The following is an 18607-nucleotide window of genomic DNA, read 5'->3' on the forward strand; positions in this document are numbered from 1 at the left end:
CAACAATCCGAAAAAAACTGACCGGCCGGAGGACAAAATGGCAGGCGCTTACGACAATCGTGACGGCAAAATCTGGATGGATGGCAAGCTTGTGGACTGGCGTGACGCCAATGTACACATCCTGACCCACGGCCTGCATTACGCAAGCTCGGTATTCGAGGGCGAGCGCTGCTACAGCGGCAAGATTTTCAAGGGTCACGAACACTCACTTCGGCTGATCGAATCCGCGCGTCTGCTGGACATGCAGTCGCCCTATTCCGCCGAAGAAATCGATGCCGCCAAGGAAGAGGTTCTGAAAGCGAACGGATTCACCGACGCTTATGTGCGCGCCGTGATGTGGCGTGGCTCGGGCGAGGATATGGGCGTCTCGGCTGCACGTAACCCCGTGCGTATGGCGGTCGCCGCTTGGGAATGGGGCAGCTATTACGGCGACGCGAAATGGCAGGGTGCCAAGCTCGACATCGCCAAATGGAAGCGTCCCAGCCCCGAGACCATCCCGACCGCCGCCAAGGCAGCCGGTCTTTACATGATCTGCACCATGTCCAAGCACGCGGCCGAAGCCAAAGGCTGCTCGGACGCACTGTTCATGGACTGGGAGGGCTATGTCGCCGAAGCAACCGGCGCGAACGTCTTCTTCATCAAGGACGGTGAGGTTCACACCCCGCTTGCCGACCGCTTCCTGAACGGCATCACCCGCCAAACCATCGTGCAGATGCTGAAAGACAAGGGCGTGACCGTGCATGAACGTCGCATCAAGCCCGAGGAACTAGACGGCTTCCAGGAGTGCTTCCTGACCGGCACTGCCGCCGAGGTCACGCCTGTCGGCCAGATCGGCGACTGGCACTTCCAGGTCGGTCCGATGACCCGCGACATTGCGGCGGATTACGAGAAACTGGTCCGCAGCTGATCGAACCCGAAAAGCAGAACGGCCGCATCCGATGATGCGGCCGTTTCCATTTCGTCCCGTGATCAGACGCGATGACCGCGATCTATCCGCATAAATTCCGCGACACGGCGGCCGTCTTGAACATCGGTCCGAGTGGGCCGCGCGTGCAGCATCGCGACCGACGGGTGCATCCCCTGTTCGCGTTCCTGCTGCGTGAAATTGCGAATCCGGCCGGAACCGGTTTCATGCGACTTGTCAGCGATATGCTTTGTCATACCCAAACTCCCCCATTTGGTGGCGGGCAATCTAGCACGGATCGGCGAAGATTTCACCCGCTTACGCGGCTTTGATGCCCGGAGCGGCGGAAAGCATCGCATGCAACGCGACCGGATCGTCATTGGCGCGTAGCTTCGCGCGCAGATCCTGATCCCGCAGCGTGCGCGACACCAATGCCAGCGCCTTGAGGTGATCGACACCCGAATTCTTGGGCGCTAGAAGCGCAAAGATCAGGTCCACCGGCTGGCGGTCCACCGCATCGAAATCGAGCGGCTTTTCCAGACGCAGGAACAGGCCGACCACACGGTCCAGCCCATGCAGCCGGGCATGCGGCAGCGCCACGCCATGGCCAACGCCGGTCGGTCCGAGTGATTCCCGTTCCTGCAGCGCATCAAGGGTCTGTGCGGCATCGACGCCATAGACGCTGCGCGCCTGCTCGGCGATTTCCTGGAACAGCCGTTTCTTGCTGGTGCTCTGGGTCATCGTCCGCACGGCGGAGGGTGATAAAATGTCGCTGATCTGCATGGTGCCCGAAATTATCCAAGTCCCGGCCGCGGAAAACGTGACCGGGACAATTCATTCAACCAGACTGCTCTGAGGGGCAGTCTAGCGCAAGTTGCGGGGGTCGATCCAGCCTACGTTGCCATCGTCACGGCGGTAGACCACGTTCACGCCCCCATGTTTCTCATTGCGGAACACCAGCAGGGGGGACCCGCCAAGTTCCATCTGCATCACAGCCTCACCGACAGACACCGTTGGAACACGAGTTTCCATTTCGGCGATGATCATCGGTTGCAGCTCGCCGCCCTGCGATTCCCAATCGTCCTCATCAGCGGCCAGCACATACATGCCCGCCTGTTCGAAGGCAACTGGCTCGACCCGGTCCTTGTGATGGTCTTTCAGGCGACGTTTGTAGCGGCGCAGCTGCTTGTCCATGCGCTCCTTGCACTGGTCGAAAGCGGCGTAGATCTCGGTCGAGGCACCTTTGGCCTGCACAGTCAGGCCGGTCGACAAATGCACCACGGCATCGCTGATGAATTCATGCGCGTTGCGGGAAAAGATGACGGTCGCGTCGGTGGGACGCTGCGAATATTTCTCCATGACCTCGCCCAGCTCGGTCTTCACATGCGTCGAAAGTGCATCTCCGACGTCGATCTGCTTTCCGCTGATTTGGTAGCGCATGGTGGTCCGTCCTTTCGGTTGCCCGGCCTTGCTGCACGCCGCCCTCGCGGCGTGGCCGTCCGGGTGCAGGGGCGGGCTTCCTCGGGCCCGCCTTATATCCATTTGGTGACACGTCCGCGCCTATGTCAACGGGCGCGAGATGTCGCACCCGCCGTCGGCGGATCAGTTCATGCGGAAAGTTTCGCCCAGGTACACGCGCCGCACCTGCGGATCGTCCACGATCTCGGCTGTTGTGCCGGATTTGAGCACATGCCCATCGTGCAAAATGTAGGCGCGGTCCACGATTTCCAGCGTTTCGCGGACATTGTGATCGGTGATCAGCACCCCGATTCCACGGCTTTTCAGGTCATGCACCAGCCCCCGAATCTCGCCGACGGCAATCGGGTCGACGCCCGCAAAGGGCTCGTCCAGCAGCAGGTACGAGGGATTCGCGGCAAGGCAGCGCGCGATCTCGACCCGGCGGCGTTCACCGCCCGACAAGGCCATGGCCGGAGCGTTGCGCAGATGCTCGATCGAAAATTCGCCGAGCAGAGTTTCAAGCCGGTCGCGACGGTGATGCGCGTCGCGGCAAACCAGTTCCAGAACCGAAGCGATGTTCTGCTCGACGCTCAGGCCGCGAAAGATCGACATCTCTTGCGGAAGATAGCCGATTCCCAACTGGGCGCGGCGATACATCGGCAGGGCGGTCGCGTCCTCTCCGTCGATCAGCACCTGTCCGGCATCCGGCGTCACCAGACCCGCGACGCAGTAGAAACAGGTGGTCTTGCCCGAGCCGTTCGGCCCCAACAGCGCGACGACCTCGCCTCGGTTCAAGGTCAACCCGACCTCGCGGATAACGGGGCGATTGCGATAGGATTTGCGCAAAGCCCGGACACGGAGCCCCTGAGCGGTGGATTCGCCTTGTGTCATCAATTCTGTCCAGGCTGAAGAACGCTGCGCACCCGGCCCGAGGCATTGGCCTGTCCGGTCGCTAGGTTGACTGTCACCGTTTCGCCAGCCAGAACGCTTTGCCCCTGCGTCAGCAGAACATCCCCCTTCAGCACGACATTGCCGGAATCGACATTATAATCGGCTGTGTTCGCCTCGGCGGCGTCATCTCCACTGGCAAGGGTGACATTTCCTTCGGCCTTAAGCGCACTGATCCTTTGCTGGTCATCATTGGCATAGGTAACTGTCACGCGGTCGGCGGACAGACGCATCGCACCCTGCCCGATCAGCACATGACCCGAAAACACCGCCTGACCGGTCTTCTGATCGACCTGCAGGTTATCGGCCGTCACCTCGACGGGTTCTTTGATATCCTGAGCATTACCAAAACCAGAGGTCTGTGCGTTAGCCGCAGCGCCAAACGCAAGCGAGACGACAAGGGGCAGCAGGGCAAGGCGGTTCATCAGGATTCCTTTCTGCCGCCGACGGGTTCCGAATATCCGGAACTCGCCTGCAAAAGCCAGTTGGTTCATGCGGGTCACGGTCGGTATATCAACCGGACTCCGCCCTTCAAATCAAGAATATGATCGGGCTGATCGGGTGCTACTGGACGCAATTCCATCTGTCCGGCGGTCAGATCGCCGAACGGCGCGCGAACATTCACTTCACGTTCAGCCACCACGGTGCCCGCCGTCGTCGAGGCGTGGAATTCGGGCGCGGTCACGATCCAGCCATCCGCAGTCGTCATCCGCACGCCGTCTTTCAACGCGATCCGGTCGCCCTCGACCAAGGCCGATCCGGCGCTGACTTCTGCGGCGCGGCCGTCTTTGGCGCGCAAGGTCATGCGGATGCTGCTGACCTGACCTTCGTCCTGCCCCCGTCCGGGCACGGCTTCGGTCCCTGATATGGTCAATTGCGAGCCGTTCGTCGTCACCCCTGTATAGGTCGGATTGGTGATCGCCTGCCGCTCGGCGAGATCCTGCGGATCGACATCGGCATAGGGAATCGAGCTTTCCGGTTCGGGATGACGCCCCAGCAAAAACAGCACCGACAATAACGCCAGTGCTGTCAGGGGCAGCAAAACCCGAAGCCAAGCCACGATCCGCGACCGGAGCATGGTTCAGACCATCCCCGTCCGAAGGAAGTCATGGATATGCAGCAGCCCGACCGGAGCCCCGTCCTTCAGGACGAACAGGCTGGTAATCTTGCGCGCCTGCATTTCCGACAGCGCCTGCTCGGCAAGGCTGTCGGGCGTGATGCTGCGCGGATTCTTGGTCATGACCTCGCTGGCGGTATGACTGAGCAACCCGTCCATGTGACGACGAAGGTCACCGTCGGTTATGATCCCTGCCAACTGCCCCTGCGCATCGGTCACGCCGGTGACGCCGAAGCCTTTCTGGCTGATAACCAGAAGCGCCTCGGACATGGGCGCGCCCTCGGCCACCAGCGGGATGTCGCGATGCATCATGTCGCCCACACGGGATAGCTTCGCCCCCAGCTTGCCGCCGGGATGGAAGGTGCGGAAATGCTCGGGTGTGAACTTGCGATGCTCCATCAGCGCAATTGCCAAAGCATCGCCAAGCGCCATGGTCATCGTCGTCGAGGTCGTCGGAACGATGCCCGAACCGCAGGCTTCAGGTGCCGAAGGCAACACCAGCGCCGCATCGGACTGACGCAGCAGCGTCGAGTCGGCGCGGCTGGCCACCCCGATCAGCGGAATGTTGAAACGTCGGGTATGGGCGATCAGGTCCGCCAGTTCCGGTGTCTCGCCGCTATTGGACAGGACCAGCGCCACATCGCTTTCGGTGACCATGCCCAGATCACCGTGGCTCGCCTCGCCCGGATGGACGAATTGCGCCGGAGTGCCGGTCGAGGCCAGCGTCGCCGCGATCTTGCGCCCGACATGGCCGGATTTTCCCATGCCCGAAACGATGACCCGCCCCTTCGCCGCAAGAATCATCTCGATCGCCCGATCGAAACTGTCGCCCAGACTATCCGAAAGTGCGACCAGACCATCGGCTTCGGTCCGGATTACGCGGCGGGCTGTATCTAGATATGCGCTCATCGCCCTCACCTAATGACGGAAGATATCATTTTCATCCCCCCAGCCCATCAGATCCAGATGGGCACGGGCAGGAAGGAAATCAAAACAGGCCTGCGCCAGACCCATGCGGCCCTCGCGCTCAAGCCGCTTCTCGAGTTCGGCTTTGAGGCGATGCAGGTACAGCACATCCGAGGCAGCATATTCCAATTGCGCATCCGACAGCGTTTCCGCGCCCCAATCGCTGGTCTGCTGCTGCTTCGAGATATCCACGCCGACCATTTCGCTCAGCAGGTATTTCAACCCGTGGCGGTCGGTAAAGGTCCGGATCATCCGCGAGGCGATCTTGGTGCACCAGACCGGAGTCGTGACGACACCGAATGCGGCCTCCAAGGCAGCGATATCGAAGCGACCGAAGTGGAACAGTTTCTGCACCTTGGGATCGGCAAGCAACTTGGTCAGGTTGGGGGCCTTGCGCTGCCCCCTGGCGATCTGGACCAGATGCGCCTTTCCGTCTCCGGATGAAAGTTGCACCAGACATAGCCGGTCACGGCGCATGTCCAGCCCCATCGTCTCGGTGTCGATGGCGACAACCGGACCAAGGTCAAGATCGTCCGGCAGGTCGTTTTGATAAAGATGAATGCTCATCGCGGGTTCCGGCAGTGCGTGAATGTCTTGCCCCGAGCCATAACCCCTTTTTCCCGACTCATGCCAGTCCCTTGCCCCGACATCGGCCCAGTTCTGCTGCCCGAAGTCGCGAAGACACTGCGACAGATTTGCAACAATCCTGACAGTTTTACTTAACATCAGAGAATGATTCCTGAGTGAAATACTTGTGATTCACCGCGCCGTTTGAATATGGTCCGCGCAGTCTGAACTGAACCTAAGGCAAACCTATGAAAATCCGCAGCATTCTATTGCTGGCGGGGGCGTCTTCGCTTGCCCTCGCGACGGCCCTTGCGGCTCAAGAGACGGTCACCGTCGAAACTGCAGCCGCAGAAACCGCCACATCAGGAATTACGCTGCAGCCAATTACGCTGGTTGCTGATGGTCAGGAAAACGTCGAGGCGACCGGTGGTATCACCGTCACGCCGGACGATATCGACATCCTGCAACCCGCCGATGTGTCGGAACTCTTTTCGCGCGATTCCGGGATTACCGTATCGGGCGGAGCCGGCCCCTCGAAGCGCATCCACGTTTTCGGCATGGAGCAATCGAATCTGGCGGTCAGCGTGGACGGCGTTCCGCAGGGCGTGACCAGTTGGCACCACACCGGTTCGAACGTCATCGACCCCGCCTTCCTGAAATCGGTCGAGGTCGAGGCCGGTGCCGCCGCCGCCGATGCCGGTTTCGGAGCAGCCGCGGGTGCGGTGCGCTATGAAACGGTAGGCGCCAAAGATCTTCTGCAGGATGGCCGGACCTCGGGTGGTCGTGTCGGCCTGTCCTACGGCACGAACGGCCGCGGCGTTTCGGGCAGTCTGGCGGGCTTTGGCCTGTACCAAGGCTTCGACTGGTTCGTGATGCTGCACGGCGCCAATGGCGACAATTACGAGAATGGCGACGGCAAGGAGATGCCGGGCACCGAGCCCGCAACCCAAGGCGCGCTGACCAAGCTGGGCTATGAATTCGAAGGCCACCGCGTCGAGTTGGCCTATGAATACAGCAAGGACGATGCCGACCGCGTCATCAAGATGAACATGGACCTTGACCATACGGACGAGGTCTTCCCGCTGAAAGTCAGCCGCAACACGCTGAGCCTGAAATATAGCTCGATCGCGCCGACCGACAGTTGGGACCCCGAGGCGATGCTGTATGTCAGCCGCAACGAATACTGGCGTCCGAACTATGCCACTGGCGAGCGGGCGATCAATGGTGACATGGATCTAGAATCCACCACCATCGGCGGTGTTATGAAAAACACCTATTCGCTGGATCAGGGCAAGATCACGGCCGGCGTCGATTGGGCCTATGACGACTACCGTATCGACAATTACGGCGATCGCGCGCCCGCCGTGCACACGCTGGAAACCATGCAGATCGGCGCATTCGTGCAGGGCCGCTTCGAATTCGAGAACGGCATCGACGTCTCGACCGGTATGCGTCTGGACCATCAGCGCTTCACCGACTGGAACGGCGAACAACTTTCCGACACCGGTGCCAGCGTCAACGCCACGGCATCCTACGAATTCGCCGAGGGCTACGAGGTCTTTGCCGGCGCGTCGCAAACCTGGCTTGGCTACGATATCGGCGAGTATGGTCTGCTGCATGCGCGTGACGAAACCTTCGTCACCGCACCCGGCTACGATCCCGCCGAGGCGACCAACGTCAAACTGGGCCTGAACGCCAACCAAGGCAACTGGACCGGCAACCTGACCTTCTTCGACACCCGCCTGAAGGGTCTGGCCGAATACGACACCGACGTAAACCAGCTGGTCAACGCCGACGACTACCGCAGCAACGGCTTCACCCTGCAAGGGAACTACAGCTGGGGCTCGGGCCGCGTTGGTGCCAGCTTCACCAAAGCTGACGTGACCCAGAACGGCGATGACGTGCTTCCGAACGGCGGGACGGTCGTTCCTGTCGGCCAACTCGCGACGTTGTTCGTCGATCAGGAACTGGCGCAGTACAACATCAAATTCGGCGGCACTCTGGAATGGGCAGGTGACCTTGACGGCGCCTACCTGACCGAAGCCGGATTCGAGAACCACTCATCCTACACCGTCGCCAATATCTACGGCGAATGGCGGCCAGAGAACTACGACAACATCGCAGTGCATCTGAACGTCGACAACCTGTTTGACGAAACCTACTACGAGCGTTCGAGCTACGTTCAATACAGCCCTCGTGACGTCTACCCGCTTTACGCTCCGGGCCGCACGGTCACGCTGGGCGTGAAAATGGACTTCTGAGGCAGGGCCTCAGTCGCAATGATCTGAAGGGGTTCCTTGCGGAGCCCCTTTTCATTTTCAGGTGTGGCTTTCTTTCGAGCGACAGGGCTTCTCCGCCGGATTCACCATGAATGGAAAATCCCGCTCAAATCACCTTGCGGTATCACGAGAACATATGCGAACAATTCGGCACGCCCTCGACGAGCCATGTTTATGAAGCTAGCAGCGTTACTCGCCATTTTGTTCATCCCTCTTTTCCAAACTCCAAGCGCAGCCAATTCCGGTTCAGCCACACCCGTCGAGTTACAGTGCGGTCCTGAAGGGGATGCATCGGAAAATAGGCTGTGCGAGGCGCTGGAATACACGCTTTTGCGTCGCGGCTATAAGATTCAGAATAACAGCCAAACAAAAATAAGACTCGTCAGCAAGAACGGACCTGACGGCTCGATGAGAGCACGTCTGGAAATCTCCCGCGATGGAAGCGTAAGTTACGGAGCGGAAGCCGAACTCTCTGTCATTGACCGAAACTCGATTCCCGAAAGATCAATAAATTCATTCGCCGCCAGCCTGTTGGATAGATCAGGCTTCTAATTTCCACACATAGACGATGCGAGACACATCCGTGCCTAGTTCCGATTTCATGAACGACCCGCAAACCGACCAATCTGTCAGCACTTCGCGTGCGATCCGCACCGAGACATCCGACGCAGATAGCGGCATCAGCACCCGCTACACAATGAATGTCGGCGACACGTTTGTCGGCAACCTTGCGACCTATTCGGACAATGATTGGGTCCGCGTGACATTGACGGCGGGAACCTATGAAATAGATCTTGCGGGATCGGGAAGTTCTCCCGTCCGCGACACTTATCTTCGTATCTACGATGCAACCGGCACATTGGTCACCTATAATGATGACGGCGGCGATGGCTTGAATTCGCATTTGTCGCTTACGGTCACGCAGCCCGGGACATATTATGTAAGCGCGGGCGCTTTTAGTTCTTCCTATACCGGCTCTTATTCGCTCAATGTTTCACGCGGAGCAGAACCGACGGTTTTCACGATCGCCCAGATTGCCGCCCAGTTGACGGACGGATATTGGGACAGCACGGATCGCGGTCGCCGCTCGTTCGATGTCTCCCCGGGCGAAACGATCAATGTCGACCTGTCAGGACTAGACGCAGACGGTCGACGTCTGGCCGTCGCTGCACTGGCGGCCTGGACGGATGTCAGCGGCATCCGGTTCAACTCGGTAAATCCTTACTCGGGTCAAACAGTCCATATCACCTTTGGCGATGACGAAAGCGGCGCTTGGTCCAGCTCGACGACCTCCGGCGGCGAGATCTGGAGCTCTGACGTGAACGTCGGGCGGGATTGGCTTGATACTTATGGCACCGGCTTCGCCACTTACTCCTACCAGACATATATCCACGAGATCGGACATGCTCTGGGGCTGGGCCATGCGGGCAACTACAACGGATCAGCTGTTTACGGGACGGACAACACCTATATCAACGACAGTTGGCAGGCGTCTGTCATGTCCTATTTCAGCCAGGATGATAATACTTTTGTCAACGCAAGCTACGCTTATGTAATGTCCGCCATGGCCGCAGATATTGCGGCAATTCAAGAACTTTATGGCCGTACCACCCTTCGTGCGGGGAATACGGTTTATGGCGAGAACAGCAATGCCGGTGGGAATTACGGTCGCATTTCGTCAATTCTTGCAACCGGCGCCCGTGATGATATCGCATTCACTATCGTCGACAGCCAGGGTGTCGATACCCTGAATTTAAGCGGCGATACAGCAAACCAGCGGATCATTATGACACCTGGTGGCATTTCCAATGCCTACGGAATAACAGGAAACATCATCATAACCTCGGGGACCGTAATCGAGAACCTGCGTGCGGGATCCGGAAACGATTATCTCTCAGGAAACGCGGCCCACAACACGATCTGGGGGAATGCGGGCAACGATATGATTATCGGTGGCCTCGGCAACGACACCCTTTTGGGCGGAGCGGGGCGCGACACCCTGAACGGAGGAAATGGCAACGACATCTATCACGCTGACGGCTTCGACATCATCTCCGAAGGAAGTAATGGCGGTGTTGACACCGTCTATTCCAGCGGAAATTTCGCACTGACACCGAATCTGGAAAACCTTTACCTGACTGGCTCCGCGCAGACCGGAACGGGGAATGTGGCAGCAAACACCATCGTTGGCAACGCTCAGGGGAATACCCTGCGTGGTATGGGCGGAAACGACATCCTGAATGGCGCAGCGGGAAGCGACACCATGCATGGTGGAGCAGGTAATGACACCTATCACATTGACAGCCAAGACCGGCTCGTTGAACTGGCGAACGAAGGCATTGACACTGTCGTTTCAGCGGCAAGTTTCACGCTCGCAGCCAACTTCGAGAACCTGCGGCTGACGGGTTCTGCAGTGTTTGGTACCGGCAACGATGCTGCGAACACGATCGTCGGCAACTCGCTTGGAAACACAATTCGCGGCATGGCAGGAAACGATATTCTGAACGGCGGAGGCGGCAATGATCGCTTGTTCGGAGGGACGCACGCCGACACGTTCGTCTTCGGATCCGGTCAGGATATGGTCATGGATTTCCAGAACAATATCGACACCTTGCGCATTGACGATGCCTTGTGGGGTGGTGGGGCGCGCACAGTCGGTCAGGTGCTGAGCCTCGCCACAGTGATAAACGGAGATACCGTCTTCCTATTCGGGAACGGCAATCGGCTGACCATCGACAACTATACGAACATCAACAGTCTGTCCGACGATCTGGTCATTATCTAAGCCATGTCTCAAATGTCGCCTTCCCCCATTTCGGGGGAAGGCGATTTTGTTAAAGCCAATCCTGGCCAACCGCTACATCTTCGGCCCCTAGCTCGTGCCCAAGGGGCAATTCGAAAGTATCGACCTCGGCCCCCGCACCGCGCAATGCCCGCTCCAACGCCGGAGCCATGCGGGCAAAGGGATCGCGGGCACCGTTCAACATCAGGACTTTAGCACCCGACAATGCGCCTCTGTCCAGCTCAGCCGGATTTTCCAGCGCCTGAACCGCCCGCAACAGGATGGCCTTTCCAATGGACTGCGGGTGTAGCTGCATGACAGCGCCCAGCAGGTTTGCGCCGTTCGAGTAGCCCAGATAGCTCAGCCGCGACAGGTCAAGATCATAGGCGCGCGTCGCCTCAGCGATGAAGGCCACGAAGGCCTCGGCTTCAGCAGCAATGTCCTGTTGATCGTAAGTCACCGCGTCAAAGCGACGGAACCAGCGATTGATCCCCTCTTCGGTCGAACGTCCGCGCACGCCAAGCAATGTGGCCCGCGGCGCGATGCGATGGGCGAGTGGCATCAGATCGGATTCATTACCTCCGGTTCCGTGCAGCAGGATGATGGTGCTGCCGTCAGGGTTCTCGGGCCGATAGAAGCGGTGAACAAAGTGCAAATCCCGCATGGGTATCCTTTCCTCGCCCGGCAGGGCGAATTGCGGCATGATCACCCGCAGATCATCGGCACGATCCGCGTCATGGGGCGGAACGAACAGGGTCTGACCCAGATCTTCGGGCGTTTCGTCCAAGGTGAAACCCGGCGCGTCGGTCGCGTATTCCAGCAGAATGCCAGCCGGATCGCGGACATAAAGCGACAGGAAGTATTTCCGGTCATGCACGTTCGTGACATCGGTTCCTTTCAATGCGAGCCGGAGGGAACGAACATCATCCGTGCTGCCAGCGCGGAATGCGACGTGATCCAGAACTCCGGTGCCGGGAATGCCGGGAAAAAAGCCGGTCGCATCGCGGATATCGACCACATCCGTGTCCGACACCAATCGGTGAACCGTACCCGCCGCCGCATCCGATCGATAACCGAAACGGGACAGAAATTGCCTCGTCTCATCCGGTTTTTCGGTGAACAGGGTGACACTGCGCAGTTTCGTTGGCGCGATTGGGTCGGGTAGCGGCGCGATGGCAGGGAAGTTGTGACCGACCAGCTTGACGGTCACGCCATCCGGATCCTTGAGCCTCAGGACCGTCTCGCCGAATTCCCGCGCGGGGCCCTCGACGGGAATCCGCGCGGTCATGGCACGGGTCAGCCATTCGCCAATGCTCTCTGGCGGAACGGCCAAAGCGATCTCGGCCACCTGTCCGTGACCGACCCGACCGGGCGCACCGTCTTCCCAGACAAGGAATGTGATCAACGAACCCGGAGAACCCAGCGCGTCGCCATAAAACAGGTGCAACTGCTCGGCGTCCTCGAAGCCTCCGGTCCGTTTTACCAGCCGAAGACCCAGAAAACCCGCATAGAAATCGACATTCGCCTGAACCCGACGGGTGATTCCGGTGACGTGATGAATTCCGGTTGGCATCTGCTGCTCCCTTCATAGGCACACCGATCAGGCCAAGCTAGTGGGCCGGATCAGTATGCACCAAGTGACTTGCAGCAGATTTGGTGTTCCGGACCGAACAGGCCAGCCCGAAACGATGAAACGCGATGTTTCCCAGAACAGAACGGCAGATCAGGCCGCGTGCGCACCTTGTGCAAGTGCACCAACGAAATCAATGATTTCAGGCACGGGCCGCCCCTCACCAATCAGCTTGACGATTGCCGAACCGACGACGCAACCATCGGCGACGCCCGCGATGGCCCGCGCCGCCTCGGGGGTCGAGATGCCGAAGCCGACGACGACGGGAAGCTGCGCCGATGCGCGGATGCGAGCCACCTCGGGCGCGACCTCGGCAGCATTCGCCGCGGGACCGCCGGTAATGCCGGTGACCGAGACGTAATAGACGAAGCCCGAGGTGTTCTTGACCACGGCCGGCAGTCGGCGGTCATCGGTGGTCGGGGTCGCAAGACGGATGAAGTTCAGACCAGCCTTGTTCGCGGGAATGCACAGTTCCTCGTCTTCTTCGGGGGGAAGATCGACGACGATCAGGCCATCGACGCCCGCCTCGACCGCCTCGGCTAGAAAACGGTCGACACTGCCTTCGCGCGCATAGATCGGGTTGTAATAGCCCATCAGCACGATGGGGGTCGTGGAATTCTCGGCGCGGAATGCCCGCACCATTTCGAAGACGCGGGACACGCTGCCGCCCGCCTCCAAGGCACGCTGACCGGCGGCCTGGATCGTCGGCCCATCCGCCATCGGATCGGTAAAGGGCATCCCCAACTCGATGATATCGACGCCCGCACCGGGAAGACCGCGCATGATCTCGAGCGATGTATCGAAATCGGGATCGCAGCCCATCATATAAGCGACGAAAGCCTTTCCACCGGTTTCGGCAAGCCGCGCGAAAGTGTCATCAATTCTGCTCATGCGCCCGGTTCCCTGTTCGCCGTTTTCATTCCGCAGCCAAGGGTTATCCTTATGGATGGGGAAAGATCAATCGCCCGCACTGGACTTGGGCAGCATCCGCCCATAAAAGGCAGCAGTTTTCCGGAAAAAGGGGTGCATCATGGGCTTTCGCATGGGGATCGTCGGGTTGCCGAACGTGGGCAAATCGACGCTGTTCAACGCGCTGACGAAGACCGCCGCCGCGCAGGCCGCGAACTTCCCCTTCTGCACCATCGAGCCGAATGTCGGCGAGGTCGCGGTGCCGGATCAACGTCTGGACAAGCTGGCAGCCATCGCGGGCAGCAAGCAGATCATTCCGACCCGCATCACCTTTGTGGATATCGCGGGCCTCGTGAAGGGCGCATCCAAAGGTGAGGGTCTGGGCAACCAGTTCCTTGCCAATATCCGCGAAGTGGACGCCATCGCCCATGTGCTGCGCTGCTTCGAGGACGGCGACGTGACCCATGTCGAAGGCCGCGTCGATCCGATCGAGGATGCCGAAACCATCGAGACCGAACTGATGATCGCCGATCTGGAATCGGTCGAGCGTCGTCTGGCCAACATCGCCCGCAAGCTGAAAGGCGGCGACAAGGAAGCAGCAGCACAGGAGAAGCTTCTGAAAGCTGCGCAGGCCGTGCTGGAGGCAGGCAAGCCCGCCCGCACCGTCAAGGTCGACGAGGAAGATCAGAAGGCATGGAACATGCTCCAGCTTCTGACCGCCAAGCCCGTACTGTTCGTCTGCAACGTCGAAGAGGACAAGGCCGCGACCGGCAACAGCCAGTCCGAGCGCGTGGCCAAGATGGCCACCGAACAGGGCGCGGGCCATGTCGTCATCTCGGCCAAGATCGAGGAAGAGATCAGCCAGCTTCCGGTCGACGAAGCCGCGATGTTCCTTGAGGAAATGGGCCTGCACGAAGCGGGTCTGGATCGCCTGATCCGCGCGGGTTACTCGCTGCTGGGTCTGGACACCTACTTCACCGTTGGCCCGAAAGAGGCCCGCGCCTGGACCATCCACAAGGGTACGCTGGCACCGCAGGCCGCCGGCGTCATCCATGGCGATTTCGAGCGCGGCTTCATCCGCGCCGAGACCGTCGCCTATGAGGATTACATCACCTACAAGGGCGAATCCGGCGCGCGCGAGGCAGGCAAGTTCCGCGTCGAAGGCAAGTCCTACGAGGTCAAGGACGGCGACGTCCTGCACTTCCTGTTCAACGCCTGATCCCGAAGTCGCCGGAACCCCTTTCCGTCGGCCTTATCCCTGTGGCAGATCTTCCGCGCGCGGCGGGCAACAAAGCCCGCCCGCGTCTGGACCAAAGGATCATGCCCATGCCCTCGCCCAACCTGTCGATCGGTGAACGCCTCGAGTATCCCCTGCCCGCCGGTGCCGACGGGCGGGTGCATCGCATCACGGCGTTCCGCTATGGCTCGGCGGGCAAAGGGCCCAAGGCATATCTTCAGGCAGGGCTTCATGCCGACGAGTTTCCGGGCATGTTCGCCCTGCACCTGCTGCGCCCGATGCTTGAGACCGCCGCACGCGAGGGCCGTATCAACGGCGAGATCCTTGTTTTGCCGCAAGCCAATCCGCTGGGGCTGACGCAGCATCCGGACGGATTCCTTTACGGGCGCAAGGAGAGCGGTTCGGGGCAGAATTTCAACCGCGGCTATGCCGATCTGGTAAACCTGCTGCCGCCGCTTTCGCTAGGCCCCGACGCCGCAGCGAATACCGCGCTAATCCGCTTGGCCATGCGCGATGTTCTGGCGGCGCACGCCCCCTCGACACCCCTTGACGCCATGCGGCAGCGGTTGCTGCTGCTGGCCCATGACGCCGACCTGGTTCTTGATCTTCATGCCGACAATCAGGCGTTGCCGCATATCTATGTCGGCACCCCGCTTTGGCCCGACGCGCAGGACATCGCCGCCGAAATCGGCGCGCGGGCCGTCTTGCTGGCCGAGGTCTCGGGGGGCAATCCGTTCGACGAGGCGCTCAGCGGCCCTTGGTGGGAATTGGCGCGCCGCTATCCCGATAGCCCCGTCCCGAATGGCTGTCTGGCCACCACAATCGAGATGGGCAGCAATGATGACGTCGATCCCGTCCTCGCCCGCAATCAGGCCGAGGCACTTTTCCGCATTCTGGCACGTCGCGGCTTCATCACCGGCGAGTCCCTGCCCGACCTGCCGGAATTGCCCTGCGGGGCGACCCAGTTGACGGCGATGTCTCAGATCAGATCCCCCGCGACTGGGCTGATCGTCTATCATGCCGCTTTGGGCGATCACGTGATCGAAGGGCAGGCTATCGCCACGATACTCGATCCCTTGGGTGACGAAGTAACCGTCTGCGCAGAGACCTCGGGCTGCCTGTTCGCGCGTCACAGCCAGCCTTACGGCTGGCCCGACAAGTTCATCGGCAAGATCGCCGGAACGGACGAAATCGAAAGCCGCAAGGGTCTGTTGCTGACCGACTGAGGCTCAGGCGGACCATTTTTCGGTCTCGAACAGATCGCGGTTGTTCTTGATATGGCGCGCCACCAGTTGAGCCACTCGACGTGGTTCAACAATACGTCGGGCCACAGGCGCGACGTAGCTGGGTGACGCGATCTCAGGGAACAGCAGAGCGATTTCCCGACACGCCTCTGGTCCGAGGGTCCGCAGCGCCATGGGGCCGGTCAGCAGCGTTTCAGACCACGCGCCGTTTGCCCGAACAACTTCATGCCGATCCAGAAGAATATGGAAATACTCGACACTGGTCACGACGTCCTGCGTCACACCAGGGAAACCCAGCAGTTTCTTAGCGGAAACGAGAACTTCGTCCGTATCGAACATCTGACGTACAACGCGCGAGGAAATCAGAACGCGGTGCTGTGGCGAGACGACCAGATCCTGCTCGGGGATCGAGGGGCCGAAGGCACCTGCTTTGATCCGAATGGGCAAAAGATTGGTATGCCGTTCCAATGATCTGCCGCCAACCAGACGCGAGCCTTTCCACCGGATCGGCTGAGGACCATGATCCTTGGTCAGAACAAGATCGCCAACTTCGAGATCTTCGATCGCGCGCGGCCCATCAGGCGTGTCGATCAGCGTGCCGCGGACGAAGCAAATGACATCGACATCATCGAGGTTAAGATTGTCGCCGGGAACGATCTGCAGCGGAGTATCAGTGAATCCGTCAGGATCTGTTGTTATGTAAAAGCGGCCCGATGGCGAGTTGACAACAAAGTTATCGGTTCCCGTCTCGTAAACAGCGAAACCACCCTCGAAGAATCCCGCATTGCCGCTGATCTGTTCGTCAAGGCGGATCTGGCTTTCATTTTCGCCATCGGTCGGCCGAATGTCGTAATCCGCTACCCCATCGCCGTCGATATCGACCTGCAAAGTCACCAACGTGTCCGGAGGAATCCCATCCGCATAATCGTCTGCATCACCCGGCAACGACATGAGAATTTGCCCGGGTGGTGCAGTAGAGCCATAAAACTCGATAAGCTCGACGGCAGGATAGGTGGTAGAATCTATTGTTCCATCGGCACCGCCGACGCCCGGCACGTAATCGCCAAACGCTATTGCATTCGCAGGCAGGACATAGGTGACCATCGCGATCTTCCTTAACGGTGAGCCAATCAGGCAGGAGAAGTTTCGGAATATTCACCTTTGATGATAACTCGCACCCTGCACGGAACAATAGTCTAAAAAGCATAAGCCTAGCCGCGACACAACCGCACATGGTTATGCGAGATCGCATTATCTAAACCACTGACGATTAATATGTCCTTCCACTTGTCAGATTTATTAACTGCCATTGCCTCTTGATTATTGCAGGCAATCCTTCGGATCGCATTGATCTAAAATCTGATCGTGATCAGGAATCGAACGAATCACTTCGGCAGGAACAATCAGGGCCATCAGATGACACCAGACAACGCCCGCGTCTTGGTCGATGGCCGATTAGCCCGCCTTCGCCTTGAGCTTGCTGGCTCCCGGCAGTTCGATGTTGATCTCGAGGCTGGACAGCTCGTCGCCGCGTTCGATCTTGACCTCGACCTGCTCGCCGTCGATCTCCATGTGACGGCGGACCACTTCCAGGATGTCGCGCTGCAGAAGCGGCAGGAATTCGGGGCTGGCGCCGCCGGCGCGCTCATGCGCCAGCAGGATCTGCAACCGCTCCTTGGCGGTCGCGGCGGGGCTGGGCTTGCGGGGGCGAAGGGAAAAGCCGAACATGCTCAGGCCGTCCGTTTCAGAAGCCGCTGGAAGAAACCGCGCTTCTCGGCGCTGCCGATCCGCATCTCGATCTGCTCGCCGACCAGACGACCCACCGCGTCCTCATAGGCCTTGCCCGCCGCCGATTTCTCGTCCAGCGTCACCGGCATGCCCACGTTCGAGGCCCGCAGCACCGTCGGGCTTTCCGGAATGATGCCCAACAGCGGAATCGCAAGGATTTCCAGCACGTCCTCGACGCTCATCATCTCGCCATTGCTGGAGCGCTGCTGATCGAAGCGCGTCAGCAGAAGCTGCGCCTTGATCGCGCTGCCATCGCCCTTTTCCGCCAGCGCGGTCTTGCTGTTCAGCAGCCCCAGCACCCGGTCGCTGTCGCGCACCGAGGACACTTCGGGATTGGTCACCACGATGGCCTCGTCGGCGTAATACATCGCCAGATGCGCGCCGCGTTCGATCCCCGCAGGGCTGTCGCAGATGATATAGTCAAATTCCTGCCGCAGCTCGTCCAGCACCGCCTTGACGCCCTCCTGCGTCAGCGCGTCCTTGTCGCGGGTCTGCGAGGTCGGCAGCACGAACAGGTTTTCCAGCCGGCGGTCCTTGATCAGCGCCTGCTTCAGCTTGGCGTCGCCCTGGATCACATTGATGAAATCGAACACGACCCGACGCTCGCAGCCCATGATCATGTCCAGATTGCGCAGGCCGACATCGAAATCGACGACGACCGTCTTGTGCCCGCGCATCGCGAGCCCGGCACTGACCGCGGCCGAGGTCGTGGTCTTGCCCACGCCGCCCTTGCCCGAGGTGACTACGATGACCTTGCTCACGAGCGCTTCCTTTCGAT

At 59.9% G+C, this 18607-nt stretch carries 19 protein-coding genes; 6 read left to right on the forward strand and 13 right to left on the reverse strand.

The window, feature by feature from the left end:
* The first annotated feature begins 37 nt into the window (after positions 1 to 37).
* Complete coding sequence (locus GL286_RS03405; protein WP_155094115.1) at positions 38 to 907, forward strand: branched-chain amino acid aminotransferase; 870 nt, start codon at positions 38 to 40, stop codon at positions 905 to 907.
* Between the two features lie 62 nt (positions 908 to 969).
* Here GL286_RS03405 and GL286_RS03410 read toward each other — a convergent pair whose 3' ends face one another.
* From GL286_RS03410 to GL286_RS03445, 8 genes are all read right to left on the reverse strand, one after another.
* The gene (locus GL286_RS03410; RefSeq protein ID WP_155094116.1) at positions 970 to 1161 is read right to left on the reverse strand and encodes a hypothetical protein; all 192 of its coding nucleotides are present in this window, start codon (positions 1159 to 1161) and stop codon (positions 970 to 972) included.
* Between the two features lie 61 nt (positions 1162 to 1222).
* Entirely contained in the window at positions 1223 to 1687 is a 465-nt protein-coding gene (locus tag GL286_RS03415; RefSeq protein WP_155094117.1) for a PTS sugar transporter subunit IIA, read from the reverse strand.
* An 81-nt stretch (positions 1688 to 1768) separates the two neighbouring features.
* On the reverse strand, positions 1769 to 2344 hold the full coding sequence (hpf, locus tag GL286_RS03420) for a ribosome hibernation-promoting factor, HPF/YfiA family (protein WP_155094118.1): 576 nt from the start codon (positions 2342 to 2344) through the stop codon (positions 1769 to 1771).
* A 162-nt stretch (positions 2345 to 2506) separates the two neighbouring features.
* Positions 2507 to 3253, reverse strand: a complete 747-nt coding sequence (gene lptB, locus GL286_RS03425) for an LPS export ABC transporter ATP-binding protein (RefSeq protein ID WP_155094119.1) — start codon at positions 3251 to 3253, stop codon at positions 2507 to 2509.
* On the reverse strand, positions 3253 to 3735 hold the full coding sequence (gene lptA / locus GL286_RS03430; RefSeq protein WP_155094120.1) for a lipopolysaccharide transport periplasmic protein LptA: 483 nt from the start codon (positions 3733 to 3735) through the stop codon (positions 3253 to 3255). Before lptA ends, lptB begins: the two co-directional genes overlap by 1 nt.
* A gap of 74 nt (positions 3736 to 3809) precedes the next feature.
* Complete coding sequence (lptC, locus tag GL286_RS03435; RefSeq protein WP_155094121.1) at positions 3810 to 4388, reverse strand: LPS export ABC transporter periplasmic protein LptC; 579 nt, start codon at positions 4386 to 4388, stop codon at positions 3810 to 3812.
* A 3-nt stretch (positions 4389 to 4391) separates the two neighbouring features.
* Positions 4392 to 5336, reverse strand: a complete 945-nt coding sequence (locus GL286_RS03440; protein WP_155094122.1) for a KpsF/GutQ family sugar-phosphate isomerase — start codon at positions 5334 to 5336, stop codon at positions 4392 to 4394.
* Between the two features lie 9 nt (positions 5337 to 5345).
* Positions 5346 to 5960, reverse strand: coding sequence for a ribonuclease D (locus GL286_RS03445; RefSeq protein ID WP_155094123.1), 615 nt, complete (start codon positions 5958 to 5960; stop codon positions 5346 to 5348).
* Between the two features lie 248 nt (positions 5961 to 6208).
* On the opposite strand from GL286_RS03445, the gene GL286_RS03450 reads away from it, so the two are divergent.
* From GL286_RS03450 to GL286_RS03460, 3 genes are all read left to right on the forward strand, one after another.
* Positions 6209 to 8221 carry a TonB-dependent receptor domain-containing protein gene (locus GL286_RS03450; RefSeq protein WP_155094124.1) on the forward strand — a complete coding sequence of 671 codons (2013 nt, stop codon included), beginning with the start codon at positions 6209 to 6211 and terminating at the stop codon, positions 8219 to 8221.
* Positions 8222 to 8413: 192 nt separating this feature from the next.
* Positions 8414 to 8791, forward strand: a complete 378-nt coding sequence (locus tag GL286_RS03455; protein ID WP_155094125.1) for a hypothetical protein — start codon at positions 8414 to 8416, stop codon at positions 8789 to 8791.
* A 49-nt stretch (positions 8792 to 8840) separates the two neighbouring features.
* A complete protein-coding gene (locus GL286_RS03460; RefSeq protein ID WP_246184808.1) occupies positions 8841 to 11024 on the forward strand; it encodes a M10 family metallopeptidase C-terminal domain-containing protein in 2184 nt (727 codons plus the stop codon).
* Positions 11025 to 11073: 49 nt separating this feature from the next.
* Here GL286_RS03460 and GL286_RS03465 read toward each other — a convergent pair whose 3' ends face one another.
* Both GL286_RS03465 and trpA read right to left on the reverse strand, forming a co-directional pair.
* Positions 11074 to 12594 carry a VOC family protein gene (locus GL286_RS03465; protein ID WP_155094127.1) on the reverse strand — a complete coding sequence of 507 codons (1521 nt, stop codon included), beginning with the start codon at positions 12592 to 12594 and terminating at the stop codon, positions 11074 to 11076.
* Between the two features lie 150 nt (positions 12595 to 12744).
* Positions 12745 to 13542 carry a tryptophan synthase subunit alpha gene (gene trpA / locus GL286_RS03470; protein WP_155094128.1) on the reverse strand — a complete coding sequence of 266 codons (798 nt, stop codon included), beginning with the start codon at positions 13540 to 13542 and terminating at the stop codon, positions 12745 to 12747.
* Between the two features lie 139 nt (positions 13543 to 13681).
* Here trpA and ychF point away from each other — a divergent pair, with 139 nt between their 5' ends.
* Both ychF and GL286_RS03480 read left to right on the forward strand, forming a co-directional pair.
* Entirely contained in the window at positions 13682 to 14779 is a 1098-nt protein-coding gene (ychF, locus tag GL286_RS03475; protein ID WP_155094129.1) for a redox-regulated ATPase YchF, read from the forward strand.
* Positions 14780 to 14886: 107 nt separating this feature from the next.
* The gene (locus GL286_RS03480; RefSeq protein WP_155094130.1) at positions 14887 to 16023 is read left to right on the forward strand and encodes a succinylglutamate desuccinylase/aspartoacylase family protein; all 1137 of its coding nucleotides are present in this window, start codon (positions 14887 to 14889) and stop codon (positions 16021 to 16023) included.
* Between the two features lie 3 nt (positions 16024 to 16026).
* Here GL286_RS03480 and GL286_RS03485 read toward each other — a convergent pair whose 3' ends face one another.
* The 3 genes from GL286_RS03485 to minD form a co-directional block, all read right to left on the reverse strand.
* Positions 16027 to 17145 carry a Hint domain-containing protein gene (locus GL286_RS03485; RefSeq protein ID WP_246184809.1) on the reverse strand — a complete coding sequence of 373 codons (1119 nt, stop codon included), beginning with the start codon at positions 17143 to 17145 and terminating at the stop codon, positions 16027 to 16029.
* Positions 17146 to 17496: 351 nt separating this feature from the next.
* Entirely contained in the window at positions 17497 to 17769 is a 273-nt protein-coding gene (gene minE / locus GL286_RS03490) for a cell division topological specificity factor MinE (RefSeq protein WP_155094131.1), read from the reverse strand.
* Between the two features lie 2 nt (positions 17770 to 17771).
* Entirely contained in the window at positions 17772 to 18590 is an 819-nt protein-coding gene (gene minD, locus GL286_RS03495) for a septum site-determining protein MinD (protein WP_170295026.1), read from the reverse strand.
* Between the last annotated feature and the right edge of the window lie 17 nt (positions 18591 to 18607).

It is taken from the genome of Paracoccus aestuariivivens (assembly GCF_009711225.1).
Classification (GTDB): Bacteria; Pseudomonadota; Alphaproteobacteria; order Rhodobacterales; family Rhodobacteraceae; genus Paracoccus; species Paracoccus aestuariivivens.